Source organism: Labrys sp. WJW, from assembly GCF_001676615.1.
In the GTDB taxonomy this organism is placed as follows: Bacteria; Pseudomonadota; Alphaproteobacteria; order Rhizobiales; family Labraceae; genus Labrys; species Labrys sedimenti.
In genome coordinates, this window is sequence record NZ_LYXZ01000001.1 from 18,475 (window position 1) to 41,231 (window position 22,757).

General features: G+C 64.8%; 20 protein-coding genes. 15 read left to right on the forward strand and 5 right to left on the reverse strand.

The genetic code is table 11. From position 1 onward, the window contains the following. Window positions 1-5 precede the first annotated feature (5 nt). From BA190_RS00065 to hpaH, 6 genes are all read left to right on the forward strand, one after another. On the forward strand, window positions 6-1,016 hold the full coding sequence (locus BA190_RS00065; protein WP_068281373.1) for a phosphotransferase enzyme family protein: 1,011 nt from the start codon (window positions 6-8) through the stop codon (window positions 1,014-1,016). A gap of 57 nt (window positions 1,017-1,073) precedes the next feature. Continuing rightward, window positions 1,074-1,460 carry a 5-carboxymethyl-2-hydroxymuconate Delta-isomerase gene (locus tag BA190_RS00070; RefSeq protein WP_068281374.1) on the forward strand — a complete coding sequence of 129 codons (387 nt, stop codon included), beginning with the start codon at window positions 1,074-1,076 and terminating at the stop codon, window positions 1,458-1,460. A gap of 37 nt (window positions 1,461-1,497) precedes the next feature. Beyond that, window positions 1,498-3,015: a 5-carboxymethyl-2-hydroxymuconate semialdehyde dehydrogenase gene (gene hpaE, locus BA190_RS00075; protein WP_068281375.1), complete on the forward strand. Its 1,518-nt coding sequence runs from the start codon at window positions 1,498-1,500 to the stop codon at window positions 3,013-3,015. Between the two features lie 226 nt (window positions 3,016-3,241). After that, window positions 3,242-4,222, forward strand: coding sequence for a 3,4-dihydroxyphenylacetate 2,3-dioxygenase (gene hpaD / locus BA190_RS00080; RefSeq protein ID WP_068281376.1), 981 nt, complete (start codon window positions 3,242-3,244; stop codon window positions 4,220-4,222). A 92-nt stretch (window positions 4,223-4,314) separates the two neighbouring features. After that, window positions 4,315-5,187 (forward strand): fumarylacetoacetate hydrolase family protein, encoded by an 873-nt coding sequence (locus tag BA190_RS00085; RefSeq protein WP_245314457.1) that lies wholly within the window; start codon window positions 4,315-4,317, stop codon window positions 5,185-5,187. 1 nt (window position 5,188) lies between these two features. Beyond that, on the forward strand, window positions 5,189-5,992 hold the full coding sequence (gene hpaH / locus BA190_RS00090) for a 2-oxo-hept-4-ene-1,7-dioate hydratase (protein WP_068281378.1): 804 nt from the start codon (window positions 5,189-5,191) through the stop codon (window positions 5,990-5,992). Window positions 5,993-6,176: 184 nt separating this feature from the next. Here the strand turns inward: hpaH and BA190_RS00095 are convergent, their stop codons facing one another. Next, on the reverse strand, window positions 6,177-6,956 hold the full coding sequence (locus tag BA190_RS00095) for an HAD-IIA family hydrolase (protein WP_068281379.1): 780 nt from the start codon (window positions 6,954-6,956) through the stop codon (window positions 6,177-6,179). 309 nt (window positions 6,957-7,265) lie between these two features. On the opposite strand from BA190_RS00095, the gene BA190_RS00100 reads away from it, so the two are divergent. From BA190_RS00100 to BA190_RS00115, 4 genes are all read left to right on the forward strand, one after another. Continuing rightward, window positions 7,266-8,828: an ABC transporter substrate-binding protein gene (locus tag BA190_RS00100; protein WP_068281380.1), complete on the forward strand. Its 1,563-nt coding sequence runs from the start codon at window positions 7,266-7,268 to the stop codon at window positions 8,826-8,828. A gap of 79 nt (window positions 8,829-8,907) precedes the next feature. Next, the gene (locus tag BA190_RS00105) at window positions 8,908-9,888 is read left to right on the forward strand and encodes an ABC transporter permease (RefSeq protein ID WP_068281381.1); all 981 of its coding nucleotides are present in this window, start codon (window positions 8,908-8,910) and stop codon (window positions 9,886-9,888) included. Between the two features lie 2 nt (window positions 9,889-9,890). Next, on the forward strand, window positions 9,891-10,799 hold the full coding sequence (locus BA190_RS00110; protein ID WP_068281382.1) for an ABC transporter permease: 909 nt from the start codon (window positions 9,891-9,893) through the stop codon (window positions 10,797-10,799). A 1-nt stretch (window position 10,800) separates the two neighbouring features. Continuing rightward, entirely contained in the window at window positions 10,801-12,624 is a 1,824-nt protein-coding gene (locus BA190_RS00115; protein WP_068281383.1) for an ABC transporter ATP-binding protein, read from the forward strand. A gap of 200 nt (window positions 12,625-12,824) precedes the next feature. On the opposite strand, the gene BA190_RS00120 is transcribed toward BA190_RS00115, so the two are convergent. Both BA190_RS00120 and BA190_RS00125 read right to left on the reverse strand, forming a co-directional pair. Continuing rightward, on the reverse strand, window positions 12,825-14,051 hold the full coding sequence (locus tag BA190_RS00120; protein WP_068281384.1) for an allantoate amidohydrolase: 1,227 nt from the start codon (window positions 14,049-14,051) through the stop codon (window positions 12,825-12,827). A 7-nt stretch (window positions 14,052-14,058) separates the two neighbouring features. Further along, a complete protein-coding gene (locus tag BA190_RS00125) occupies window positions 14,059-15,459 on the reverse strand; it encodes an amidase (RefSeq protein WP_068281385.1) in 1,401 nt (466 codons plus the stop codon). A gap of 321 nt (window positions 15,460-15,780) precedes the next feature. Here BA190_RS00125 and BA190_RS00130 point away from each other — a divergent pair, with 321 nt between their 5' ends. Both BA190_RS00130 and BA190_RS00135 read left to right on the forward strand, forming a co-directional pair. After that, window positions 15,781-16,734, forward strand: a complete 954-nt coding sequence (locus BA190_RS00130; protein WP_068281386.1) for a phosphotransferase — start codon at window positions 15,781-15,783, stop codon at window positions 16,732-16,734. Continuing rightward, window positions 16,734-17,693: a choline kinase family protein gene (locus BA190_RS00135; protein WP_068281387.1), complete on the forward strand. Its 960-nt coding sequence runs from the start codon at window positions 16,734-16,736 to the stop codon at window positions 17,691-17,693. Before BA190_RS00130 ends, BA190_RS00135 begins: the two co-directional genes overlap by 1 nt. 291 nt (window positions 17,694-17,984) lie before the next feature. Here the strand turns inward: BA190_RS00135 and BA190_RS00140 are convergent, their stop codons facing one another. Next, window positions 17,985-18,935 carry a helix-turn-helix domain-containing protein gene (locus BA190_RS00140; RefSeq protein ID WP_068281388.1) on the reverse strand — a complete coding sequence of 317 codons (951 nt, stop codon included), beginning with the start codon at window positions 18,933-18,935 and terminating at the stop codon, window positions 17,985-17,987. Window positions 18,936-19,046: 111 nt separating this feature from the next. Further along, window positions 19,047-19,973 carry a DeoR/GlpR family DNA-binding transcription regulator gene (locus BA190_RS00145; protein ID WP_245314459.1) on the reverse strand — a complete coding sequence of 309 codons (927 nt, stop codon included), beginning with the start codon at window positions 19,971-19,973 and terminating at the stop codon, window positions 19,047-19,049. A 293-nt stretch (window positions 19,974-20,266) separates the two neighbouring features. Here BA190_RS00145 and BA190_RS00150 point away from each other — a divergent pair, with 293 nt between their 5' ends. The 3 genes from BA190_RS00150 (at window position 20,267) to BA190_RS00160 (ending at window position 22,742) form a co-directional block, all read left to right on the forward strand. Beyond that, window positions 20,267-21,607 carry an aspartate aminotransferase family protein gene (locus BA190_RS00150; protein WP_068281389.1) on the forward strand — a complete coding sequence of 447 codons (1,341 nt, stop codon included), beginning with the start codon at window positions 20,267-20,269 and terminating at the stop codon, window positions 21,605-21,607. A 241-nt stretch (window positions 21,608-21,848) separates the two neighbouring features. Further along, window positions 21,849-22,373, forward strand: coding sequence for a hypothetical protein (locus BA190_RS00155; protein WP_156771298.1), 525 nt, complete (start codon window positions 21,849-21,851; stop codon window positions 22,371-22,373). 99 nt (window positions 22,374-22,472) lie between these two features. Then, window positions 22,473-22,742 (forward strand): Hpt domain-containing protein, encoded by a 270-nt coding sequence (locus BA190_RS00160; RefSeq protein ID WP_256390515.1) that lies wholly within the window; start codon window positions 22,473-22,475, stop codon window positions 22,740-22,742. Window positions 22,743-22,757: the final 15 nt, after the last annotated feature.

A 22,757-nucleotide genomic window follows, 5' to 3' on the forward strand; every position in this document is an offset into this window, starting at 1 on the left:
CGGTGATGGCGGATAATCTGGCGCCGGCGTTGAAGGAAGCTCTGTTTGAGCGGGCCGCTGAAGCCTTGCGGCACTGGCCGGCACCGGCTCAGCAGCCGCAATTGCTGAAATATCGGGAGAATGCGGTTTTCCGCGTCATTCTCGCAGATAACAGGCCGGCCGCCCTGCGGCTGCATCGCGCCGGCTATCACGACGAGCGTGCGCTGCAATCGGAGCTCGCCTGGATGACGGCCTTGCGCCAGGGCGGCCTCGCCGTGCCCGCCTCCATTCCGGCGCAGGACGGGCGGGCGCTGGTGCCGCTGTCAGGCAATGCCAGCTTCGAAGAGCAACATGCCGATATCGTCAGCTGGATCGACGGGGTGCCGGTGGGCCAGACGGGCACGCCCCTGGCGCAGCCGCCCGCAAAACAGGCCGAACTCTTCTTCAGGATCGGCCAGGCCATGGCGGCCATGCATGACCTCGCCGATGGCTGGCAACCGCCGCCGGATTTTCACCGGCAGGCCTGGGATGGCGAAGGGCTGCTGGGCGAACGCCCGCTCTGGGGGCGGTTCTGGGAGTGCGCGGCGCTTGCCCCGCGCGAACGGGAAACGCTCGCCGCAATCCGCGCCCGGCTCCGCCGCGCCCTCGACGCATACGCGCCTCGCCTCGACTACGGGCTCATCCATGCCGATCTCGTCCGCGAGAACGTCTTCATGACCAATGGCGGCGTGGCCTTCATCGATTTCGACGATTGCGGCCCGGGCTTCCGCCTGTTCGACATCGCCACCACGCTGTTGAAGAACCGGCGCGAACCGGCCTATCCGGCCATCGAGGAGGCCCTGATCGCCGGCTATCGCAGCCGCCGCACCCTGAGCGATGATACCCTCGCCGCCTTGCCGCTGTTCCTGACAATGCGGAGCCTGAGCTATATCGGCTGGCTGGCGCAGAGGCCCGAGACGCCGGACGCCGGCGAACGCCTGGCGCGCTACCTGAAAGAAAGCCTGCAGCTTGCCGGAACACTGCAAATCGCTGCTTGACATCGCCCATCAAATTATTAACATGTTAATTAAATAGATGAGGGAACGCCAGGGGCCATGCCGCATCTCACCATTGAATATTCCGGCAATCTCGAGGGGCGCGTCGATATCGGTGAGCTCTGCGATCGCCTGCACGGGGTGATCCTGGCCACCGGCCTGTTCGAGCTCGGCGCCATCCGCGTGCGAGCCCTGAAGGCGGAGTATTTCGCCATTGCCGATCGCCTGCCCGAGAACACCTTCATCGACCTCAACTTCCGCATCGGCCGGGGCCGCAGCGCCGATGAAAAAAAGCGCACGGGCGAAGCCCTGTTCGCCGCGGCGGGCGAAGTGCTCGCGCCCCTGTTCGAAACCCCTCACTTCGCGCTTTCGCTGGAGATCCGGGAAATCGATTCCGAGCTGAGCTGGAAGCGCAACGCCATCCATCCGCGCCTGCGCGGCAAATAGCCCGCGCGACGGCCCCCGATCATCGAGAGACCCATTCATGTCGAAACTGCAGGAAAACCTGGCCAAGGCCGAAGCCTATCTGGCTCGCTTCAAGGGCGGGGTGGTGCCCAACCGCATCGGCGGCGAGGACGTCCAGGCCACCGACGGCGCCACTTTCGAGACGATCTCGCCGATCGATCTGAAGCCCCTCGCCCGTATTGCGCGTGGCACCGCCGCCGATGTCGACCGCGCCGCCAAGGCAGCCAAGGCAGCCTTCGCCGACTGGGCGGCCATGCCGGGCCCGACGCGCAAGAAGCTCCTGCACAAGATCGCCGACGCCATCGTGGCACGCGCCGAGGAAATCGCCTTCGTCGAGTGCACGGATACCGGCCAGGCCCTGAAATTCATGGCCAAGGCGGCCTTGCGCGGCGCGGAGAATTTCCGCTTCTTCGCCGACCGGGCGCCTGAGGCACGCGACGGCAAGTCGCTGCGCGCCGAGGGCCAGTTCAACGTCACCACGCGCACACCGATCGGCCCGGTGGGGATCATCACCCCCTGGAACACGCCCTTCATGCTCTCGACCTGGAAGATCGCGCCGGCCCTGGCCGCCGGTTGTACCATCGTGCACAAGCCGGCCGAGTTTTCGCCGCTGACGGCAAGGCTGCTGGTCGAGATCGCCGAGGAAGCCGGCCTGCCCAAGGGCGTGTGGAATCTGGTCAACGGCCTCGGCGAGGATGCCGGGCGCGCCCTCACCGAACATCCCCTGATCAAGGCGATCGGCTTCGTCGGCGAAAGTCGCACGGGTTCGATGATCATGAAGCAGGGCGCCGATACCCTGAAGCGCGTGCATTTCGAACTGGGCGGCAAGAACCCCGTCATCGTCTTCGCCGATGCCGACCTCGAGCGGGCCGCCGATGCCGCCGTCTTCATGATCTATTCGCTGAACGGCGAGCGCTGCACCTCCTCCTCGCGCCTGCTCGTGGAAGCCAGCATCTATGACCGCTTCACCGCGCTGGTCGCCGAGAAGGCCAGCCGCATCAAGGTCGGCCATCCGCTCGATCCGGAAACCGTGGTCGGGCCGCTGATCCACCCGGTGCACGAGAAGAAGGTCCTGGACTATATCGCCATCGGCCAGGCGGAAGGCGCAAAGGTCGCTGCCGGCGGTGCCAAGGTCGAGGGGCCGGACGGAGGCTGCTATGTCACGCCGACCCTGTTCATCGGCGCCAACAACGGCATGCGCATCGCCCAGGAAGAAATCTTCGGCCCGGTGCTGACGGCGATCCCCTTCGCTGACGAGGACGAGGCCCTCGCGCTCGCCAACGACGTCCAATATGGCCTGGCCGGCTATCTGTGGACCGCCGACCTCGGCCGGGCCCTGCGCTTCACCGAGCATCTCGAGGCCGGGATGATCTGGGTGAATTCGGAGAATGTGCGCCATCTGCCCGCGCCTTTCGGCGGGGTCAAGAATTCCGGCATCGGCCGCGACGGCGGCGACTGGTCCTTCGACTTCTACATGGAGACGAAGAACATCGCCTTCGCCACCAAGCCCCACGCCATCGCGAAGCTGGGCGGCTGAGTAGCCGCTCGCCAGAAATACTCCGTCATCCCCGGCGGGGTCGAAGACCCCGGGAAGGGGATCCAGGGGCTGAACGACTCGACTTACGGCCCCTGGATCCCCTTCCCGCCACCTGCGGTGGCGCCGGGGATGACGCCTCAAACCGGTACTTCATGAATAGGCCTCAGGCCTGGCCGTCATAGAATACAGCCCGCCCCTCAATGGGAGCGGGCGGGAGGAAGATCCGATGCCCCTACCCCAACCCGTTCTCCATCCGCCCTTCAACATCGTCAGGCTCAGCCATGTCGAGCTCGCCGTGACCGATCTTGCCAAGTCGCGCGCCTTCTATGTCGACATTCTCGGCCTGCAGGTGACCGACGAGACCTCGGACACGATCTATCTGAGAGCCATGGAGGAACGCGGCCATCACTGCATCATCCTCAAAAAGGCCGATGCCGCCGAAGCGCGTGACCTCGGCTTCAAGGTCTTTTCGGAGGACGACGTCGACAAGGCCGCGCATTTCTTCAAGGACAAGGACCTGCCGGTGGAATGGATCGAGCGACCCTACCAGAACAGGACTTTCCGCACCCGCGATCCGCAGGGCATTCCGCTCGAATTCTATTCCAAGATGGACCGCCTGCCGCCGATCCATCAGAAATATGCGCTCTATCGCGGCGTGAAACCGCTGCGCATCGACCACTTCAACTGCTTCTCACCCAATGTCGACGCATCCGTGGCCTTCTACAATGAGATCGGCTTTCGCGTCACCGAATATACCGAGGACGAGGAAACCGGCCGGCTCTGGGCTGCCTGGACCCATCGCAAGGGCGGCGTGCACGACATCGCCTTCACCAATGGCCGCGGCCCGCGCCTGCATCACACCGCCTTTTGGGTGCCGACGCCCCTCAACATCATCGACCTGCTCGATTTGATGGCGACCTCGGGCTGGGTTGCCAATATCGAGCGCGGCCCCGGGCGCCATGGCATCTCCAACGCCTTCTTCCTCTATATCCTCGACCCGGACGGCCATCGCATCGAGATCTACTGCTCGGACTACCAGACAGTCGATCCCGATCTCGAGCCGATCAAATGGGACCTCAAGGACCCGCAGCGCCAGACCCTGTGGGGAGCTCCCGCCCCCCGGTCCTGGTTCGAGCATGGCAGCCCGTTCGCGGGCGCGCCTGTTGTCGAACCGGAGCTGAAGGCGCAGCCAATCGTCGCCCCCTGATCGCCGGATCGGGCATCACCGCCCCGAAACAAACGAAACGGAGCGTGTTCGGTCCTGAATGCGCCCTGCCCTAGACCGTCAAGGAGATGAAAGTGACCGACAGGCCCCGTTTTGCCGGCTTCTCCCATCAGGGAACCCTCAAATATGGCCTTGCGAAGGGCGAAGGTATCATCGACCTGTCGAAACGCCACAGCGAGCGCTGGCCGAGCCTGCGGCAGGTGATCGAAGCCGGCGCCTTGGCACAGCTTGCCGAGGAAGCGTCATCGCTGCCCCCCGATTACGCCCTGTCGGACATCACCTTCGAAATCCCGATCCCCGCGCCGGAAAAGCTGATCTGCGTGGGCGTGAACTTTCCCGACCGCAATGAGGAATACAAGGACGGCCAGGCCGCGCCGGCCAATCCATCGCTCTTCATCCGCTTCCCGCGCTCCTTCACCGGCCACGGCCAGCCGCTGATCCGGCCGCCCGAAAGCCCGCAGCTCGACTATGAGGGCGAGATCGTCATCGTCATCGGCAAGGGCGGCCGGCGCATCGCCGAGGCCGAGGCGCTCAGTCACATCGCCGCGCTGTCGCTGTGCAACGAGGGCACCATCCGAGACTGGGTGCGCCATGCCAAGTTCAACGTCACCCAAGGCAAGAATTTCGACCGCACCGGCTCGATCGGCCCCTGGCTCGTTCCCTATACTGACAGCGCCCAGCTCGCCGACATCGAGCTCACCACCCGCGTCAACGACGAGCTTCGCCAGCAGGACCGGACCAGCCGGATGATCTTCTCCTTCACCAGGATCATCGCCTATATCTCGACCTTCACCACGCTGGTGCCCGGCGACGTCATCGTCACGGGCACGCCGACCGGCGCCGGCGCGCGCTTCGATCCGCCGATCTGGCTCAAGCCCGGCGATGTCGTCGAGGTCAGCGCCGAGGGCCTCGGCACGCTACGCAACACCATCGCCGACGAGGCCTGAGATGCTGACACCAGCCGAAATCCAAGCCGCCGCGGAAAGCCTCGATGAGGCCGAGCGCACCCGCATCCAGACCGGCCTGCTCTCCCTCAGGCATCCGGGCATCGAGATGGCCGACGCCTATGCGATCCAGAGCGCCTGGGTGACGAAGAAGATCGGGCGCGGCGCCAGGGTGATCGGCTGGAAGATCGGCCTCACCTCCAAGGCGATGCAATCCGCGCTGAACATCGATATTCCCGATTCCGGCGTGCTGTTCGACGACATGGTGTTCGAGGACGGCGCGACCGTACCCGCGGATCGCTTCATCCAGCCGCGCATCGAGGCCGAACTCGCCTTCGTGATGAAGGCGCCGCTGCGGGGGCCACGCGTCAGCGTCTTCGACGTCCTGAACGCCACCGACTATGTCACCCCAGCCCTCGAAATCCTCGATACGCGCATTCTTCGCGTCGACCCCGAGACGAAGAAGACCCGAACCATCTTCGACACCATCTCGGACAACGCCGCCAATGCCGGCATCGTCACCGGCGGGCGGGCGATGCGGCCAGACAAGGTCGATCTGCGCTGGATCGGCGCCATCGTCTCGCGCAATGCCGAGGTCGAGGAAACCGGACTCGGCGCCGGCGTGCTTAACCAGCCGGCACGCGGGATCGCCTGGCTCGCCAACCGGCTGGCCAAGTATGGCCAGGGCATCGAGGCCGAGCAGATCGTGCTCGCCGGCTCCTTCATCCGCCCCATCGAGGCGCGGCATGGCGACACCATCGTGGCCGATTTCGGCCCCTATGGCACCGTGAGCGCTTATTTCGCCTGAGGGTGGGAAGGACTAGGGTCGGAGGGCGAGTCCCCGCAGCTTGACTCAGAGACCGAGGCTGGGCCGAGAAATGCTCCATTTTGTCATGCCCGGGTTTCGTCCCGGGCATCCATTCACCGCCGTTCTATGAGTTCGTGGCTTCTGGATCACCGGGACGAAGCCCGGTGATGACAAAGGTCGAGGTTTAGCTCCCAATCAATTCCAGCAGGCTAGCCACCTCGATATCGGGGGTGACGTCCGGCCTGGCGACCGGGGCCACGCCGGTCGTCACCAGCACGGAACGCAGGCCCGCCCGCTGGCCGGCCAGGATGTCGGTAGCGATCTGATCGCCGATCATGATCGTCCCCTCGCGTGGCGTGCCGAGAAAGCCGAGCGCCTCCTCGATCATCAGCGGCTCGGGCTTGCCCACCACGATCGGCCGGCAGGACGGCACCGCCGCCTGCACCGCCGCCGCCAGCACGCCGACACAGGGCTCATAGCCGTTCTCGACGGGCACCAGCAGGTCGGGATTGGTCACTACCACCGCCGCACCACCCAGCGCCGCGCGCACCGCCGTGCTCAATTTCGCGTAGTTCAGCTGATAGTCGAAGCCGAGCACCACGACCTCGGCATCGTCCCCGGCCAGGGTGAAGCCAGCTGCCTCCAGGGCCTCGAACAGGGGCTGTTCGCCGATGGCGAAGACCCGCGCTCCCGCGGGCCAGCGCCGGCGCATCAGGCTGGCCGTGGCCGAGACCGCGCAGAACACCTGCTCGGGCGCGGTCGCAATGCCTATCCGCGTCAGCTTGGCGGCGAAATCGGCCGCGGATTTCGTGGCGTTGTTGGTGACAAAGGCATAGGGAACGCCACCCGCATGCCAGCGCTGGAAGGCCTCGACGGCATCGGGAATGGGGCTGTCGCCGCGATAGGCCACCCCATCGAGATCCGAGACGATCCCCTTCAGATTCATGGCTTCGAATGACGGCATCGACGAGGTTCCCTGACACGATTCGGCGGGGATCATAGGCCGGCCCGGCACGCAGCGGCTATTGCCTGAACTCCTCCATTCCTGTGCCGGCAACCGCCTCGATACATGGTGCCGTTTCCATGCCTCTTGATTGGGCATGGCGCGAGAAGGGTCAGCAATGGAATCGTGGAGCGGCAGGCATCAGGCTCTGGCGCCATCTGGTCTAGAGTTTCATCACCCGCCAACCACAAGGCGGAACGGCTCGGCACTGCGTCGGATCGGAAGGCGAGCCCCGAAAAACTTCTGCGCCCCCATTCAGAGGAACGAGAGATGATCAACCGCAGAGACCTTATGCTGGGCGCGCTGGCTGGAGCCGGCGCCTTCGGCTTCGGCCGCGTCAACCCCGACTTCCTGGTCAGTTCGGCCTTCGCCGCCGAAGGCCGGCCGCTGCGCTTCCTCGGCGCCGAAGCGCTGACCGGCAATTGGGATCCGACCACCCATACCAATCTCGGCCAGCTCATCGTCGAGGGCTTCGTCTTCGGTTATCTCACCCGCGCGCCGATGAAGCCGGACAATCCGGAAGAACTGGTGTTCGAGTTGGCCGAGTCCCTCAAGCCGATCGACACCTACACGCTCGAGGTAAAGCTGCGCAAAGGCGTGAAGTTCCATGACGGCACGCCCTTCACCTCGGCCGACGTCAAGGCCACCTATGAATATGGCTCCCAGCCTGATCGGCCGGCGCAATGGTATCCGGGCCAGGTCAAGGTCGACATCGTCGACGAGCACACCTGCCACATCAACACCAAGGACTATGGCTACCCGGCCGCGCTCTATTACTACCTCTCGTCCTTCCTGCCGATCATGGCGGCCAAGGACGTCGCCAACAAGGCGCAGCTCTCGGCTCGCATGAACGGCACCGGCCCCTTCAAATATGTCGACCAGAAGGGCGACACCACCATCCTGGCCGCCAATACCGACTTCATATTCGGCGCGCCCAAGATCCCCGGCGTCGAATATCATTTCGTCGGCGACACCACGACGCGCACGCTGTCCCTGCTCAACGGCCAGGCCGACATTATCGAGCGCCTGGAGCAGGAACAGGTCGACACCATCGCCAAGGACGATCGTTTCGCCATCCACAAGGCGGTTTCGGTCGAGAACAAATATCTGTTCTTCCGCTGCTCCAAGAAACCCTTCGACGATCCGCGCATCCGCCTCGCCGCCTGCCATTCGATCGACCGCAAGCAGATCCTCGAGATCCTGGGCGTCTCCGGTACCTTCTCCAAGGCCCATATCTCGCCGGTGAAGTTCGGCTACACCGAGGTCGCCGACTATCCCGAATATGATCCGGACAAGGCCCAGGCGCTGCTGGCCGAGGCGGGCTTCCCCAAGGGCGAGGGCCTGCCGGAACTGACCTATTATTCCTCGGTCGGCTTCTATCCCAAGACCAAGGAATATGCCGAGCTGATCACCGGCATGCTGGAAGAACAGGGTTTCAAGGTGAACCTGCAAACCCTGGAAGTCGCGGCCTGGGGCAATCTGCTCTACGACAAGCCGGGCGGCGGCGAAGGCAACATGATCGACTGCGGCTGGTGCACGGGCTCGCCCGAGCCGGACCTGGTGATCCGCACCCATTTCCACTCCTCCTCCAAGCGCATCACCGGCATCGTCGACAAGGAAATCGACGCGGTGCTCGACAAGGAGCGCAATGCCGCCTCGATCGAGGAGCGCAAGAAGATCCTGCAGACGGAAACCCTGCCGACCATCGCGCGCAAGGCGCCGGCGCTGGCTTTGTTCACCTCGGTGTTCATCCACGCCTACTCCAAGAAGCTCGACGGTCTCTACATCTACCCGAACGGCATGCAGGACATGAGCAAGGCAAACCTGGCCTGAGCCGCAAGGGACTGGAGCCGGTCCCCCCGGCCGGCTCCTCTTTTTTCCAGCGGTTGATTGCACGCGAGACCGTTTGCCGATGCTGATTGTCGAATTCCTGATCAAGCGGATCGCCCAGGGCCTGCTCATCGTGGCCCTGACGTCGCTGATCATCTTCACGCTGCTGCGCGTGGTCCCCGGCGACCCCGTCCGCCTGATCGTGGGCGGCATGGCGCCCGATAACGTCGTCGAGGAAGTCGCCACCAAGATGGGCCTGCGCGACCCGATCATCGTGCAGTATGGCCGCTACATGATGGGCCTGGCCAAGGGCGATCTCGGCCAGTCCTATATCAGGCCGCGCAGCGGCGGCGTTGCGGCGGGCGGGCAATATGTCGACCCGACCAAGGCCGAGATGGCGCCGGTGGCCGACCTCATCCTCGAGCGCCTGCCATTGACTCTGCAGCTGGCCGGCGTCGCCCTGGTCTTCGCGCTGCTGATCTCCTTTCCGATCGGGCTGGCGGGCGGGCTCAACCAGCATGGCTGGCAGAACGCGCTGGCCTTCGGCGTGCAGTCGCTCTTCGTCTCCATCCCGAATTTCTGGCTCGCCATCGTGCTGATCCTGTTCCTGTCGGTGAAGCTCGATTGGCTGCCGGCACTGGGCTACAAGGGCTTCAGCTATGTGCTCCTGCCGGCCTTCGTGCTGGCGGTCGAAATCTCGCCCTTCATCATCCGCACCCTCACCACCTCCCTGGGCGAGGTGATGCAGGCGCCCTTCATCGACGAAGCCCGGGTGCGTGGCCTGTCGCGCCGGCGCATCGTCTATTCCCACGCCCTGCGCAACGCCTCGGTGCCGCTGGTCAACCTGCTCGGCATCCAGCTCTCCACCCTGATCGGCGGCGTGCTGGTGATCGAATACATCTTCGACTATCCGGGCCTGGGCAATCTGACCGTGGTCTCCGTGCTCGGCCGCGACTTTCCGGTGATCCAGGGCATCGCCATCACCACCAGCGCCGTCTTCGTCTTCATCAACATCCTGGTCGATCTCGTGGCCTATCTCATCGACCCCCGCGTGGAGATCTGAGCATGAGCACCGTGACCAGCGACGCCGCTCCCAGCCTCGAGCGGGCCCAGTCGATCAGCCGCCGCATCCTCGCCAGCGCCTGGGCCATGCCGAGCTTTCGCGTCGGCCTGTTCGTCTTCCTGGCGCTGCTCCTCACTTCGGCGATCTATCCGGAATTGTCCTCGATCTCCGCCACCAAGATGGTGGTGAAGGACAAATTCATTCCCCCGCTCTTCCTCGGCGACAAATGGACCTGGCTGCATCCGCTCGGCACCGACCAGCTCGGCCGCGACATGCTGCTGCGCTGCCTGATCGGCCTGCGCTATTCGCTGCTGATCGGCGTGGTCACCGTTGCCCTCGTCTTCCTGATCGGCTGCGGCCTCGGCTTGCTCGCCGGTTTCAAGGGCGGCTGGTGGGACACCATCATCATGCGCATCACCGACGCGCAGCTCTCGATCCCGATGATCATCCTGGCCATCACCATCCTGGGCGTGACCAAGCCGGAGGTGCACACCATCATCATCGTGCTGGCCCTGTCCGGCTGGCCGCTCTATGCCCGCGTCGCCCGCAGCGCCGCCGTCACCGAGCGCGGCAAGGAATATGTGCGCGGCCTGCGCGTGCTCGGCGCCGGCGACTGGCGCATCCTGCTGCTCTACGCGGCACCGAACATCCTGCCACCGATCGCCTTCGTCGCCGTACTGGACGTCGCCCGCATGATGATCTTCGAGGCGATCCTCGGCTTTCTCGGCCTCGGCATCCAGCCGCCGACACCGAGCTTCGGCTCGATTATTTCTGACAGCCGCAAATATCTCATCAATGCCTGGTGGATCGCCACCAGCCCCGGCGTGTTCCTGGCCCTGGCGCTGACATCGATCAACCTGATGGGCTCCGCCCTCGAAAAGGCGCGCAACAAGATCTATGGAGGCGCCTGAGATGGACAATTCCCCGATCCTGGAAACCCGCCATCTCACCGTCGGCTCGCCGCGCGACGAGGCCCCGGTTCTCGACGACATCGCGCTTACCCTCCACACCGGCGAGATCCTCGGCATCTATGGCGAGAGCGGCGCCGGCAAGACGGTGCTGAGCCGCGCCCTCGCCAACTGGCTGCCCGAGAGCCTCGCCTATCGCCGCGGCTCGGTGCTGTTCGCCGGCAAGGACGTCACGACAGATGCCGCCGGCAACAGTTTCATCGTCGGCCGTGACATCGCCTATATCGGTTCCAAGCCCCAGAGTTCGCTCGACCCGACCCAGCCGGTCGGCGTGCAGATCTGCGAGAAGCTGCGCAGCGTACGCCCAGCCTGGAGTCGGAAGGAATGCCAGGAGCGCGTCGTCCAGCTGCTCAGCGAAGTACGTATCCCCTCCCCCAGGGAACGCTACTTCGAATATCCCTCCAAATTCTCCGGCGGCATGATGCAGCGCGCCATGATCGTCGACGCGATCTGCGCGGAACCGGCCGTGCTGATCGCCGACAACATCACCCAGCCGCTCGACGTCACCATCGCCGCCCAGATCGTGGCGCTGCTGCATGACCTCTGCCAGCGCCACAACATGGCGACGATCTACCTGTCCTCCTCGCTGGCGACGCTCGGCCAGTTCGGCGGCCGCACGGCCGTGCTGCATCAGGGTCGCCTGGTGGAGGAACAGCCTTTCGCCGAGTTGATGCAGGCACCCGGCGACGACTACACCCGCCGTGCCATCGCCAGCGTGCCCCGGATCTGGTCGACGCGCGAGCAGCCGGTCTCGCGCCGCAATGACACCGACGCGCCACTGATGCGGGTGGCCGAGGCCCATCGCACCTATCTTGCCCGCAAGCGCGGCACCTTCAACACCTATCGCCACATCCAGGCGGTGCGCGGTGTCAGCTTCGACATCCTGCCGCGCGAGAATTTCGGCATCGTCGGCGAATCCGGCTGCGGCAAGTCGACCCTGACCCGCCTGCTTGCCTGGCTGGAGGCGCCGGACCAGGGTGACATCATCCTCGGCGGCGTCTCGCTGCGCACGCTCTCCGCCCAGCAATTGCTGGCCAAGCGCGGCGAGTTCCAGCTCCTGCTGCAGGATCCCTACAACGCCCTGCCGCCACGCACGACCGTGGGACGGATGATCGAGGAGAGCCTGCTGATCCGCGGCAGCCATTCCGGCAAGGCCCTGCGCGAGCGCGTGATTTCGGCCATGCAGGAGGTCGGCCTGTCGCCACGGCTCTACGACGAATTGCCGAACGCCCTCTCCACCGGCGAGCGCCAGCGCATCTCGATCGCCCGTGCCCTGGTGCTCTCGCCCAAGCTCTTGATCCTCGACGAGACCCTGTCCGCCCTCGACCAGCGCGAACAGGCCAAGCTCATCGAGCTGTTCTCCAGCCTGCAGGAGAAGAACGACCTCACCTATGTCTTCATCTCCCATGACCTCGCCATGGTCCGGAAGGTGTGCACCCGCATCGCCGTGATGTATCTGGGCGAGATGGTCGAGATCGCCGACAACCACGATCTCTTCTTCGAGCCGCAGCATCCCTATACCAAGGCCCTGCTCTCGGCTGCGCCGACCTTGGAGGAAAAGCCCTTCGACCCGCAGGACTACCTGCTCGAAGGCGAACCGCCGAGCCCCATCGACATCCCGCCCGGCTGCAGCTTCGCCTCCCGCTGCCCCAAGGTTTTCGCGCGCTGCCGCACCGAGACGCCGGCATTGAAGGAACATCGCCCGGGCAGCTTTGCCGCCTGCCATCTGCTCGACGCTAGGGCAGATGAGAAGTCGGCGGCGGCTTGAGTGGGTCGAACGGTTTAGAATAAAGCGCAAAAAAGCCTTCTCCCCTTGCGGGAGAAGGTGGCCGAGCGCAGCGAGGTCGGATGAGGGGTGGCAGCGGATACCTGCAAGGCTGCGTTTCACCCCTCATCCGCCCCTTCGGGGCACCTTCTCCCGCAAGGGGAGAAGGCTGAATGAGCCTCATCCGGGAAGGACAGCCTCTCCTACTCTTCCGTCACCAGGCGCCAGAGCACTTGCGTGAGCACCGCCAACCCCTTGTCGAGTGCGGCTTCGTCGGTGAATTCGGCGGGGTTGTGGCTGAGGCCGCCTTGGCTCGGCACGAAGATCAGCGACGCCGGCATACGCTTGTTGAGGGCCAGCGCATCATGGCCGGCGATCGTTTTCATTTCCATCGAAGACAGCTCCAACTCCCGGGCAACCGCCGCAATCAGTGCGGCACCGTGCGGATCGAGGGTTGCCGTGCCGCGCTGCTCGTCGACCGCGACTTCGATGTCGACACCCAGAGGCGCTATCGCAGCCCTTGCCTCGGCCAGGAAAGCATCGCCGAGGGCAAGTGCCACAGCCGAATCCTCATGGCGAAACTCGAACCAGACCTGCACGCGGCTCGGCGTCACATTGGGCGAATTGGGATCGACGGTGATGCGGGCCGCCGAAGCATGGGCACCGCTGCCGCTCGCCTCGATCAACTGGTGATGCAGTTCGATCGCCCTGGCGGCCGCTCGCAGCGCATCGCGGCGGCGAGCCATGCGGGTCGGCCCGGTATGGGAGGGCTCGCCAAGGAAGACCAGCGACAGCTTGCGGGCCGCCCAGCAGCCGGTGACGACGCCGATCTCGGCGCCTTCTTCCTCCAGGAGCGGCCCCTGCTCGACATGAAGCTCGACATAGCGGCTTACCTCCAGGGGCAGGTCCCCCGTGCCGCGATAGCCGATGGCGGCCAGCGCCTCGCCCAGGGTGACGCCGGCGCCGTCGGCAAGAGCGAGGGCAGCGTCGAGCGCCAGCGTACCGGCGAAGACCGAACTGCCGGTCAGGCTCGGCTGGAAACGGGCGCCCTCCTCGTTCGTCCAGTTGGCGACAACCAGATTGCGCCTGGCCTTGCCCGGTTCGGCCGCCGCGCGCGCGGCAACCGCTTCCACCGCCAGCAGGCCCGCGAGCACACCATAGACGCCGTCATAGCGCCCGCCGGTCGGCTGGCTGTCGAGATGGGAACCGACCATCACCGCCTCCTGCGACGACGGCGCCAGGGGAGCAATGCCGAACATGTTGCCGATGGAGTCGACATGCAGGTCGAGTTGGCGGCTGATGATCTCGGCGGCAAGGCGCACCCGCGCGCCCCCATCTTCAGGCGTTCCGGTGAGGCGGCAGACCCCACCATCCGGCGTGGCGCCGATCTTTGCAAAGATCTGCAGCAGGCGGTTCAATGTCGAACTCATGCGCGCCTCATGCCCGGGGCTGGAGCGGCCAGTCCATGGTGATCGGCCTGAGGTCCTCCAGCGCCTTGGTCACCTGCAGGACGCCGAGATCGTCGCAGCGATGGCCGATGACCTGGATGCCGATCGGCAGATGCCGCTCGTCGAAGGCGGTGCAGACGGTGGAGGCCGGCTGGCCCGTCTGGTTGAAGAGAGCCGTGAACACGGTGTGCGCCAGCGGTACCTCGCGCGAGACGCCCGGTTCCTCGGCGGGGAAATTCACCACGGGCAGGGTCGGGGCGATCACATAATCCCAGCCCTCGAAGGCCGCGAGCAGGGCTGCCTTCATCCTGGTGATGGCACCGAGGCTGCGGAAAAGATCCTCGCCCGAATGCGAAGCCCCCTGCAGGGCCCAGTCCCGCACATAGTGGTTGATGCCGTTGCCGTCATGCGGCGGCAAATCGCTATACTCGACGAAGCCCCGAACCTGCAGATAGAGGTCGATGGGCGCATAGGCGTCGTGATCGAGTGGCGAGACGAAGGGCTCGACGATTGCCCCTGCCCCCTCCAGCAGCCGGCCTGCGGCCTCCACGGCGGCCCGCACGGCGGGTTCCGGTTTCGGCCCGAACCCCATATCGGTGAGGACGCCGATGCGCAGCCCCTTGAGGTCGCGCTCGAGATGCCGGTGATATTGCATACCGTCCCCCGGAAAACTCCAGGTGTCGCGCTCGTCGGGGCGCGTCAGCACGCTCAGCATGCGGGCGATATCCTCGACGCGCCGTCCCATCGGGCCGGCCATGCGCATGGTATCGGGCGGCAGATGCGGCACCCGGCCATGGCTCGGCTTGAGCGAGGCGAGCCCGCAATGGGCCGCAGGCAGGCGCACCGAGCCGGCAATATCGGTGCCGACCGATAGGAACCCCATGCCGGCAGCGACCGAGGCGCCGGCGCCGGCCGAGGAGCCTCCGGTGTTCCAGGACAGGCCCCAGGGATTGCGGGTGATCCCGTGCAGCGAACTGATGCCGGATGCCATCAGCCCGCAATCGGGCATGGTCGTCTTGGCGAAGATGGGAGCCCCGGTCTCCATGAGAGCGAGGGCCGGCGGCGAATTGTAGGTAGAGGCCGGCTGGTCGCGATTGGCGGCGATGCCGTGGGTATAGGGCCAGCCCACCATGGCGACGCTGTCCTTGACGGTGACCGGGATGCCGTCGAGCACGCCGGCCGGCGTGCCGGCACGGTAGCGGGCCTCGGAGGCCCGGGCCGTGGCGAGCGCCTCGTCCGGCCGCAGGCAGAACAATGCGTTCACCGCGACATTGGTCGCCTCGGCGTGTTCGATCACCGTGCGCGTGACCTCGACCGGGGATAGCTCCCCTGCCGCATAGGCGTCGACGATCTCACCGACACTCATGGCGACAAGGCTGGTGATGGACATGGAAGGCTCCCTGTTCCGGCGCGGATTCGAGCGCCGGTGATATCGCCGACCTAACGGGTTTTGCAGAAGGTCGGGTAGGGGCGCGGTCTGCCGGACAAGAAATCATGGAGCATCAGGCATCCTCACCGCAGCCTTTCGCGGCAAAGATAGGCTCGGGGCACTGGCCTGCGCCATCGCCTCCAAAATCACCATCGCTAGGGCAAAATGCGTCAAACGAAACGCTCCTGCTCTAGCTCCTAGTTTCGACATGCCTTTGCGATTCCAAACGATTTCGCAAAGGTCTTGGCGATATCGCAAAGGTTCCGGGGGACCGACGACGGAATGAGCATGTTCGAGGAGGAGCGGGCACGGGTAGAATCCCATGTCCGGCAGCTGCCCGGCTGGGCAGCGCGTACGATCACGACGGAGCCCGCCATACCGGTGCTTGCCTCACCGAGCTGGCGGGGTGTCGACGGTTCACCCTGGCGGGTGCGCGACAAGGCGAGTGGCGAAAGCCTGTTCGTCAAGCTCATGCATCCCGACGCCGCCTTCTATATCGACGTCGCCTGCGCCTTCCAGGCGGCGCGGCGGGCCTCGGAACTCGGCATCGGCCCCCATGTCCATGTGGCGGATGAGAATGCCGGAGCCCTGGTCATGGAGGATCTCGACGCCGGCTGGCGTACCGCCACCCTGGAGCGCCTGCTCGATCAGGACGTCGTCGATCGCGTTCTAGCCGCACGCCGACGTTTCCAGGAAGGTCCGGCGCTTTCCCGAACCAGCAGCGTATTCGACGAGATCGAACGCTTCCATCGCGATACCCGCGCGGCCAAAGGCCAATTGCCTGCCGATGCGGACTGGCTGCTGGCGGAACTGCGCTATGCCGGGGCAGCGCTGGCGCCAGGCCGAAAGGCGCCGGTGCCCAGCCATGGCGACGGCAATGTCTCGAATATCATGATCAGCGAGGCCGGCGAGATCCGTCTGGTCGACTGGGATCGCGCCGGGAACGCCGATCCGCTCGAAGATATGGGCAGCTTCCTCGCCGAGGCCTTCGACCAGGAGCCGGAGGCACGCGACGCCTTCGCCCGCACACAGGGAGGCTTCGAAGAGGCCGCCTACAACCGCGCCTGGCTCTATGGCGTGGCGGACGACCTGCGCTGGGGCCTGATCGGTACATTGGTGGCCGCCCGCTCGCCGCGAAACACCCTGGAATTTCATAAATTCGCCAGCTGGCGCCTGGTGCGCTGCCGGATGGCCGTGCACTCGCCGCGTTTCGGCGAAGCGCTGCGGAGGATCTGATGTCGGTCAAGAAACGTCTCGGCGAGGCCGCCAGCGAAGCCGAACACCGCCTGGAACAGGCGGTCGCCAGGGTGCCGTCCTGGCAGGGCCGCAACATCAACTACACGGCTCTCGTCGGCGGGTTGATGAACCAGAACTGGGTTGCCGAGATCGAAGGCGATACCAGGCGTTACTTCATCAAGGTGCCCGGCGCGGGCTCGGAAATGTTCATCGACCGCGTCGCCGCCAACGAAGCCGCCCGCAACGCCCATGCCATCGACGTGGCGCCGGAAGTGGTGTTCTTCGATGCGGCCGACGGCCTGGAGATCAGCGAATTCCTCGACGGCTACCGGGCCTGCACCAATGCCGATTTCTCCGATCCCGCCATCCAGGCTGACGTGCTCGGCATCTATCGCCGCCTGCATGCCAGCCCGGCGCTCGGCCTGACCAAGACCATCTTCGACATGATCGAGGAGCATATCGAGCAGGGCCGCGAACTCGGCGCGCATTTCCCGCCGGCCATGCCGTGGATCGAGCACCGCTACCGCCAGGCCAAGGCTGCCTTCCTGGCCTCCGGCCTCGATCTCGTGCCCTGCTTCAACGATCCCATGCCCGGCAACTTCCTGATCAGTGCCGATGGCGCCCCCAATTCGAGGCCGATGAAACTGATCGACTACGAGTTCGCCTCCAACAATGAACGGGCCTACGAGCTCGGCGTGCTGTTCGCCGAGATGTTCTACGACGAGCGCAAGACCCTGGAACTGATCGAGGAATATTGCGGTTCCGTCCGGCCCGACATGGTCGCCCGCGTCATGCTCAACCGAGCCCTGGCCGATGTGAAATGGGCGAGCTGGGCGGTGGTCAACCGCAAACTCAACAGCTGGGATTTCGACTATCAGAAATATGGCGTGTGGAAATATATGCGCGCGCGCCAGGTCATGTACGACCCGCGCTGGGAAAGCTGGCTGCGGCAGATTTGAGTTTGCTTCTGGGTGCGCGGACGTCTCGTCCGCTCTTGAGACGCACCGCGCTTGAGACAGGGAAGGCGCGGACGAAACGTCCATTGGCGCTAACCTTGCAAGGAAAGGCGCGCGAAACCTGGTGCGCCGATCTCCTCAGCTCCATCAAGTGATGGAGCGGGATCGGCATCTTCCTGCCGGCAAATGCAGCATTTCCAAGATGGTCGATCTGGAGATCGACCCACCAGATCTGCGCCAAATCCCGCAAAGTTAACGCCTATGGACGAGACGTCCGCGCACCCGGAACTGCTATCAGGGCGAAGCCTGCAGAGTATGGGCCGTAAAGCCGCGGCGCGGCAAGCGTTCCTGCGTCTCCACCGCCGGCAGCGGCATCTTCAGCTCAGGCGTCTCCTGCGCGGAACGACGGGCATCGCGCGGCGCCATGCTGAACTGGCGGCTGAAGCTGCGGGAGAAATGCGAGACGTTCTTGAAGCCGACCTGATAGGCGATCTCCGAGACCGTGAGGCGTCCCCCCGGATCGGCCACGAGCAGTTCATAGGCCCGCTGCAGGCGCCTGAGCTGCATGAACTGGCTCACAGTGGTGTCGTCGTCGTTGAACAGGCTGTAGAGATAGCTCAGCGAGATCCTGCTGCTGGCGGCGATCTTGCGGGGCGTCAGCTCCTGGTCGCCGAGATTCTTCTCGATGAACTCGAAGATGCGTCGGCGCAGATGGTAGCGCGCATTGCGGACATCGACGGTCGAACCGCGGTCCTCCGCGCCGATGGCGAGGGCTACGAAACTGAAGATCTCGGTGGCGAGCGCTTCGGGATTGGGCGGCGGGCAATCGACGAAGACCTCTGCGACGCTGCGCAGCAGATCCACCATGAGGCGCGTCATCTGCACATTGGCGCCGAAGCGGCGGCCGATGTGGTCGTCGACCGATGTCAGCCGTCCCCGCAATTCCAGCACGGGAATGCGCAGGATCATGAGCGTGGTATTCGCCTGCGCGGCGAATTCGTGAAACTCCATCTGGCTGAGCAGTACATATTCTCCTGCCCCGACACTGCCCGTACGACCGGCCTGCGCATAGTGCAGCCTCCCGCTCAGGGGAACCAGGAGCATGTAGCAGGCCTCGCCTGCGCCTTTGGCCGGCTCGCAGTGACTGACCCGCTCTCCCTCGGCCTGCGTGATTTCCAACGTGAGCCGGCCGATATGGATCGGCCGTGATGCCGCGGGTCGCGTGCGGATGGCAGGATGATGCATGAGGTGGCCCCGTTCCGTCTGTCTGGATGATGTTCGGTCTTGTTATGGCTGGCCGGCAATCTGGTGATGACCGGGCCTGTCAGCGGCTCTGCGGCCACCTGGCGTGGAGGGTCAGCGTGTCCCCTCCCCGGTATTCTCGCTTCGCGGACCGGCGACGATCACCTCGGTGCCGGCCTCCTTGAGGCCACCGGCGAGCGAGCCTTGCGGCTGCCGATCGGTGACCAGGCGGTCGATCGCATCCCAGCGCGAGCAGATGGCGACCGCGAGCTGATCGAATTTGGCGTGATCGGCCACCACGATCGCCTCGGCCGCACGCTGGACCATGGCGGCGTAGACGGCGCCGGCTTCCTCGTCGGCATCATAGATGCCGCGGGCGCCCAGGCCCGTGGCCCCGACGATGGCGCGATTGGCCTCGTAGCCATTGATGCTGGCGATGGTCTGCGATCCCAACAGATAGCCTTCGCTGGCGTGGAGGCGGCCGGCACAGAACAGCACGCGGATGGTCGGATTGGTGCCGAGCGCCATTGCGGCGGCGAAGTCATGGGTGATGACGGTGATGTCGCGGTTGCGCGCGGCCAGGAAGCGGGCAACGTGATAGGTGGTGGTGCCGCCGCCCAGCATCAGCACTTCCTTGGGCAGGATCATGGCCGAGACGGCGGCGGCGATGGCCTCGCGCTCGGCAATCATCACATGGCGACGGTCGCTGCGCGAGGGTTCGTGGGCGAAGGGCCGGGAAGCACCGCCATAGGTGCGGTTGATCAGGCCCTGTTCATGCAGTTCGAGCAGGTCGCGCCGGATGGTCTCGCCGGAGACACCGAGGGCAGCGGCAAGTTCCGAGGCCCTCAAGGTCGGCGCAGCGGAAAGCTGGGCGATGATGCGTTGCTGGCGCACTTCCTTGGAAAGCCGGTCCCGCTCCTGGTTCGGCTGAGCCGAGCGGGGATATCTGTCTTCCTTCTCCGCGGACGGCGCATCGCTTGCCATCGATAACCCCACCAATTGGCGTCGCTGCTGGAAAGGGGACTTGGCGTCCTCTTCCATGATCTTGTTCCGATAAATGTGGAATGTCCACAAAAAATGCGGAACTTTCCTCACATCCACATAATACCGCCTTCCCGCGACCGCTTGCTTTCTTGACCAAATGGATAAAATCCATGTCGGTTTTCGTATAGTTTTCTGGGTACAGTGGAACTGGATGTCGATATTCTTCAAATTGTGTGCTGAGCGTGTTTGACGATTGTGGAACCTCACACACAATTCGATGGTGGTTGCAAAGTTGCGCATCTCCTCGGCGAGATGTCGGCCAGCCCATCGAAACCCGTCCGGACCCTGCCATGCAGATCGAGAAGGAAATCCTCGCCCTCAACGCCTATGACCCACAGGCGGCCGAACCGAGCGACGAGCAGGCGCGCCGCGCCGTGGAGCGGCGCCTGGGTGCTTTCGGGCATGGCGCCGTGCTGTTCTATCGCGAGCCCATCGAGGCGGTGAGCGCCGAGGGCGTGTGGATCCAGGGGGCGGACGGCAGGCGCTATCTCGACGTCTACAACAATGTGCCATCGGTAGGGCATTGCCATCCGCGCGTGGTCGAGGCGATCCGGCACCAGGTCGGCACGCTGAACATCCACACGCGCTATCTCAATGCGGTGGTCGACAGCTATGCCGAGCGCCTGCTGGCGACCCTGCCCGCCCCGATCGGCAATGTGGTTCTCACCTGCACCGGCAGCGAGGCCAACGACCTGGCCTTGCGCGTCGCCCAGGCAGCCACCGGCGGCACGGGTTTCATCGTCTCCGAGATGGCCTATCACGGCAACACGGCGGCGGTGACCGACATCTCGCCGTCGTCGCGACCCGGCCGGCCGCTCGCGCCGCATGTACGCACCGTCCCCGCTCCGGACAGCTATCGCAAGCCGGACGAGCATCCCGGCGAGGCCATGGCTGCCGCCGTGACCGCGGCAATCGCGGACATGGCGGACAAGGGCATCCGCTTTGCCGGCATGATCGCCGACACCATCTTCTCGAGCGATGGCGTCCATGCCGATCCGCCCGGCCTGCTGGCACCGGTCATCGCCGCCGTACACGCCCAGGGCGGCCTCTTCATCGCCGACGAAGTCCAGCCGGGTTTCGGGCGCACCGGCGATGCTCTCTGGGGCTTTCAGCGGCACGGCATCGTCCCCGACATCGTCACCATGGGCAAGCCGATGGGCAACGGTTTCCCCATGGGCGGCATGGCGCTGAGCCCAGACCTGCTCACCGCCTTCAATGCCCGCGACAAATATTTCAACACCTTCGGCGGCAATCCCGTAGCCGCCGCCGCCGGCCTCGCCGTGCTCGACGTTATCAGCGACGAAGGTCTGATCGAGAATGCCCGCGATGTCGGCCGCTATCTGCGCGACAGCCTGCGGGAGATCGCCAATCGCCATCTTGCCATCGGCGAAGTGCGCGGCGCGGGCCTGTTCATCGGCCTGGAATTCGTCACCGACCGCGAAAGCAAGACACCGGCGCCGGAAACGGCCAGCGCCATGATCAACGGGCTGCGCGAGCGCGGTGTCCTGATCGGCGCCGCCGGCGCCTATGGCAACACTTTGAAGATCCGCCCGCCCCTCTGTTTCGCCCGGGAGCATGCCGACGCCTTCGTCGACCATTGTGACGCCGTGCTGCGCCGGATCCAAGGCTAGAAAAGCGGTTTCGCGGCCCTATCGGCGGGCCGGATCGGCGCAAAACCGGCCTGCAAGGACTCGCAGGCAGCGTTAGAGCATCGCGCCGAAAAGTGGGTAGCGGTTTTCGGCAAAAAAGATGCGGCAACAAGGAATTTCAGCATCGAGCCTGATTCAGAAATCAGGTTCGATGCTGTAGGCCTCACTTACTCCACACCGGGGTGATCACATTTGTGCAGCCACGGTTGAGTAGGAGCGAGTCATGCATAGTTCGTCTCTCGTCACGATCTTGTCGTTGTCGCTTGCGGCAGCGACATCGGCATCTGCCCAGATGCTCGGCGAGAAATACACGCGATATCCCGACCAGCCTGCCTGCACGCTTTTCGTCTCCCTCGACAAGATCAAGGCAGGGCGTCCGCTTCCCTCCGATTGCATCAAGCTGCGGCGATTCCAGAAGGTGACCTATCAGCGCAATGTCGGCGGTTACGAAGTCGTCGATGTCGGTGGCCGCATCTATTTCACCTTCGGAAACTGCAATTATGCCGGCAATACCAGCCCTTCTAAGAGTTGCTTCACCTTCAGGTCCAACGCCGCGGACATGAAGGCCGACGACGTCAAATCCGCCGAACGCAAGGCCGCTGACACCAAGCGGCGGCTGGACAAATGCCTGAGACAGGAAGCGCCGGCTCGCCCCGGCGAGCGGAAGGCTGCACCTCAAAGCTGCATGCCACTCGCTGCAACCTACAGGAACGACAAGATGAATCTGGATCGAATTCGCGCCCAATAGATTGTGTGCTGCACATGCCGCCCGGCGCTGTAGGATGGATGCGGTTCTTTTCGGACACAGGAGGCTTCGATTATTGAAGATCCCATTGCGCGCCTGCGGCTGCGGTTCGTCGAACGCGCGCAAGGGCAACTCGCCGCCCTGAAGACGCTTGCCGGAGATCCAATGCCGATTCCTCCGGAAAAACAAGCGGATCTGGTCAAGATCGTGCATTCGCTGTCAGGCGCCGCTGGCACTTTCGGGTTTCCCGAAATAAGCCGCTGCGCATTCGAGCTCGAAACGGCCCTCACGGCACCCGAGGGCACGGATCCAGCGGCCGCTCACCGGCTGCTCGCCCGGCTTATCGCCGAGCTCGAAGTTGCTTTGGCCTGACGGGTGCCGCAAAGC